Below are 3,050 nucleotides of genomic sequence, written 5' to 3'. Positions count from 1 at the left end.
GGGCTGGATTAGCCACGGTCAGGACGGGGAGGGACTGGTCCCGGGAACGGCCACGCCTGGCACACCGCGACGGCGGCGGGAGGGGATGCGGACGCCCGGGAGCGCACGGACCGCGCGCACGGGCGGCGGGCCGGCTCGGAACGGGGCGTCATCAGCGCATGCGGTGAGGCTACTCACCGGCCCGGGGTACGCGCACCCGAATTACGATCAGCCCATGCTGATCGCGTTCTCGATCACCCCGCTCGGTGTCGGCGACTCCGTGGGCGACCTCGTCGCCGAGGCCGTCCGGGTGGTCCGCGAGTCCGGCCTGCCCAACCGGACCGACGCCATGTTCACCACTGTCGAGGGCGAGTGGGACGAGGTGATGGCGGTGGTGAAGCGGGCCGTCGACGCGGTGGCGCAGCAGGCGCCACGGGTCAGTGTGGTGCTCAAGGCCGACGTCCGTCCCGGGGTGACCGACGCGCTGACCGGAAAGGTCGACCGGATCGAGGCCCGGCTCGCCGAGGGCTGACCCGCGAGCATCCCGCTACCCAGCGCAACGGGATCACGATCACTGGTACCCGTCACCGCCCGTCGCGATAGGTTCGAAACGCGAAGAGCGACAGTGAGAGGTGGCGGCGCATGGCCGAGCAGGCGAAGGCGCAGATCGGGGTTACCGGACTCGCGGTGATGGGCCGCAACCTGGCCCGCAATCTGGCGCGCAACGGATTCCGGGTGGCGGTGCACAACCGCACGCCGGAGCGCACCCGGAGCCTGATCGCCGAGCACGGCGACGAGGGCACGTTCGTGGCGGCCGAGTCGATGGCCGATTTCGTCGCCGCGCTGGAGCGGCCCCGCGCGGTGATCGTGATGGTCAAGGCCGGTGGGCCGACCGACGCGGTGATCGACGAACTGGCCACCCTGCTGGAGCCGGGCGACATCGTGGTGGACTGCGGCAACGCGCACTTCGCCGACACCCAGCGCCGGGAGGCGGCGCTGCGCGAGCACGGCCTGCACTTCGTCGGCACCGGTGTGTCGGGCGGCGAGGAGGGTGCCCTGCACGGGCCGAGCATCATGCCCGGCGGTTCGGTGGAGTCGTACCAGAAGCTGGGACCGATCTTCGAGAAGATCGCCGCGCAGGTCGACGGGGTGCCGTGTTGCCGGCACATCGGCCCGGACGGCGCCGGCCACTTCGTGAAGATGGTGCACAACGGCATCGAGTACGCCGACATGCAGCTCATCGCCGAGGCGTACGACCTGCTGCGGGCCGGTCTGGGCGCGGAGCCGGCGGAGCTCGCGGAGATCTTCCGGGAGTGGAACCGCGGGGAGCTGGAGTCCTTCCTCATCGAGATCACCGGCGACGTGCTGGCGCACACCGACGCCGCCACCGGCCGCCCGTTCGTCGACGTCGTGCGCGACCAGGCGGAGCAGAAGGGCACCGGTCGGTGGACCGTGCAGAGCGCGCTCGACCTGGGCATCCCGATCACCGGCATCGCCGAGGCGACGTTCGCGCGCTCCCTCTCCGGGCACGCCGACCAGCGCGAGGCGGCCCGCCGGGCGTTCCCCGGCGGCGGCGCGCGGCTGACCGTCGACGACCGTGACGCCTTCATCGAGGACGTACGCCGGGCGCTGCTGGCCTCGAAGATCGTCGCCTACGCGCAGGGCTTCGACCACATCAGCGCGGGCAGCCGCGAGTACGACTGGAACATCGACCTCGGCGGCACCGCCACCATCTGGCGGGGCGGCTGCATCATCCGGGCCCGGTTCCTGGACCGGATCCGTGAGGCGTACGACGAGCAGCCCGACCTGCCCACGTTGCTGGTGGCGCCGTACTTCGCCGAGGCGGTCAGCGCGGGGGTGCCCGGTTGGCGCCGGATCGTGGCCGAGGCCGCCCGAGCCGGGGTGCCCATTCCGGCGTTCGCCTCGTCGCTGGCGTACTTCGACGCGCTGCGCGCGGAGCGGCTGCCCGCCGCGCTGATCCAGGGCCTGCGGGACAACTTCGGCGCGCACACGTACCACCGGGTCGACCGGGCCGGGACCTTCCACACCCTCTGGGCGGGCGACCGGTCCGAAGTGGAGGCCTGAGCCACCCGACCCCGGCTGGCCGCCAGGCCTGGGGAGGTCCGGCGAGCGCTGGACCACAGGCATGGGAAGGTCCGGCGCGCGCCCGGCCGCCAGGCGCGCGAGGGCCCGGCGAGGCGAGACGGAGAACGCCGAACGAGCCTGATACCTCAGTGGCATATATATGCCTCTGAGGTATCAGGCTCACAGCGACACTTGCCTCCGGGCCGCACGGCGGTGAGCGCAGGCCGAGGCCGATGAGCAGGTCACGGTGAGCAGGAGGCCGGGGCCGTTGGGCAGGCCGAGCCGGTAGCCGGGCCCGGGGCGGCGGAGCTGTCACCAGGCGCGCTGCGTCTCCTCCGCCGGCGTCGGGGCCCACCCGGCGGCCGGTTCGCCCTGGGCCAGCTCGCCGATCTCGCCGGACCGGATGGCGGCGGTGTGGCCGAGTTCGGCGCAGTAGCGCTCGGCCACGCCGGCGCAGACGTCCGCGACCCGTTCCCGCTGCGCGGCGTCGACCAGGTTCGCGCCAGCCAGCGCGGCCGTCATCTCGAACCGGAGATCCCGCATGACCACCCCCGCGTCAGGGACGCGCCCCCGCGACACGCCCCGCGCCTCTCGATCCTAGGCGGGCCCGGGCCGCGCCACCCCGGCAACGGCGCAGCCCGGCAACGGCGCCCGGCGGGCCGGCCGGGCTCACCAGAAGGCGCGGCGCTTGGCCTTCTGCGGCCGGAGACGGTCCGCGCCCTTGGCGAGCAGGCGGCTGACGCCGGAGGGGCCGCGACGGGCCTCGATCGTGCGGCTGAGCCGGCGCGCGCCGGCAGCCGCCACCGGAACGGCGATCGCCATCAGCGCCCACTGGGCGATGCGCTTCTGGATCATGTGGGTTCACCTCCGTCAGTGGCTCCTGGGAGAACAGATACCCAGCGTCACGGCGAGGTAAGCCTTGCGGTGGCCCGCCCCGCGACCGGCGCGGACCACCGCAGGAAGCGGCTTCAGCCCTGGGCGGGCGG

The 3,050-nt window shown here is 73.3% G+C and carries 3 protein-coding genes and 1 pseudogene; 2 read left to right on the top strand and 2 right to left on the bottom strand.

Translation table 11 applies throughout. From position 1 onward, the window contains the following. Positions 1 to 214: 214 nt before the first annotated feature. Together E1211_RS31475 and gndA are read left to right on the top strand one after the other, a co-directional pair. Complete coding sequence (locus tag E1211_RS31475) at positions 215 to 511, top strand: MTH1187 family thiamine-binding protein (RefSeq protein WP_132353783.1); 297 nt, start codon at positions 215 to 217, stop codon at positions 509 to 511. A 101-nt stretch (positions 512 to 612) separates the two neighbouring features. Then, a pseudogene (gene gndA, locus E1211_RS31470) lies at positions 613 to 2,064 on the top strand (NADP-dependent phosphogluconate dehydrogenase); the annotation flags it as partial. A 312-nt stretch (positions 2,065 to 2,376) separates the two neighbouring features. Here gndA and E1211_RS31465 read toward each other — a convergent pair. Next, a complete protein-coding gene (locus E1211_RS31465) occupies positions 2,377 to 2,607 on the bottom strand; it encodes a thioredoxin reductase (RefSeq protein WP_132353779.1) in 231 nt (76 codons plus the stop codon). A 126-nt stretch (positions 2,608 to 2,733) separates the two neighbouring features. After that, a complete protein-coding gene (locus E1211_RS31460) occupies positions 2,734 to 2,919 on the bottom strand; it encodes a hypothetical protein (protein ID WP_132353777.1) in 186 nt (61 codons plus the stop codon). Positions 2,920 to 3,050 lie beyond the last annotated feature (131 nt).

It is taken from the genome of Micromonospora sp. 15K316, assembly GCF_004348525.1.
GTDB lineage: Bacteria > Actinomycetota > Actinomycetes > Mycobacteriales > Micromonosporaceae > Micromonospora.
This window is presented reverse-complemented; position numbering and strand designations above follow the sequence as displayed.

Bases quoted from the DNA above. Each gene is read 5' to 3' on its own strand.
- E1211_RS31475 (WP_132353783.1), top strand. From the start codon at position 215: ATGCTGATCGCGTTCTCGATCACCCCGCTCGGTGTCGGCGACTCCGTG.
- E1211_RS31465 (WP_132353779.1), bottom strand. From the start codon at position 2,607: ATGCGGGATCTCCGGTTCGAGATGACGGCCGCGCTGGCTGGCGCGAAC.
- E1211_RS31460 (WP_132353777.1), bottom strand. From the start codon at position 2,919: ATGATCCAGAAGCGCATCGCCCAGTGGGCGCTGATGGCGATCGCCGTT.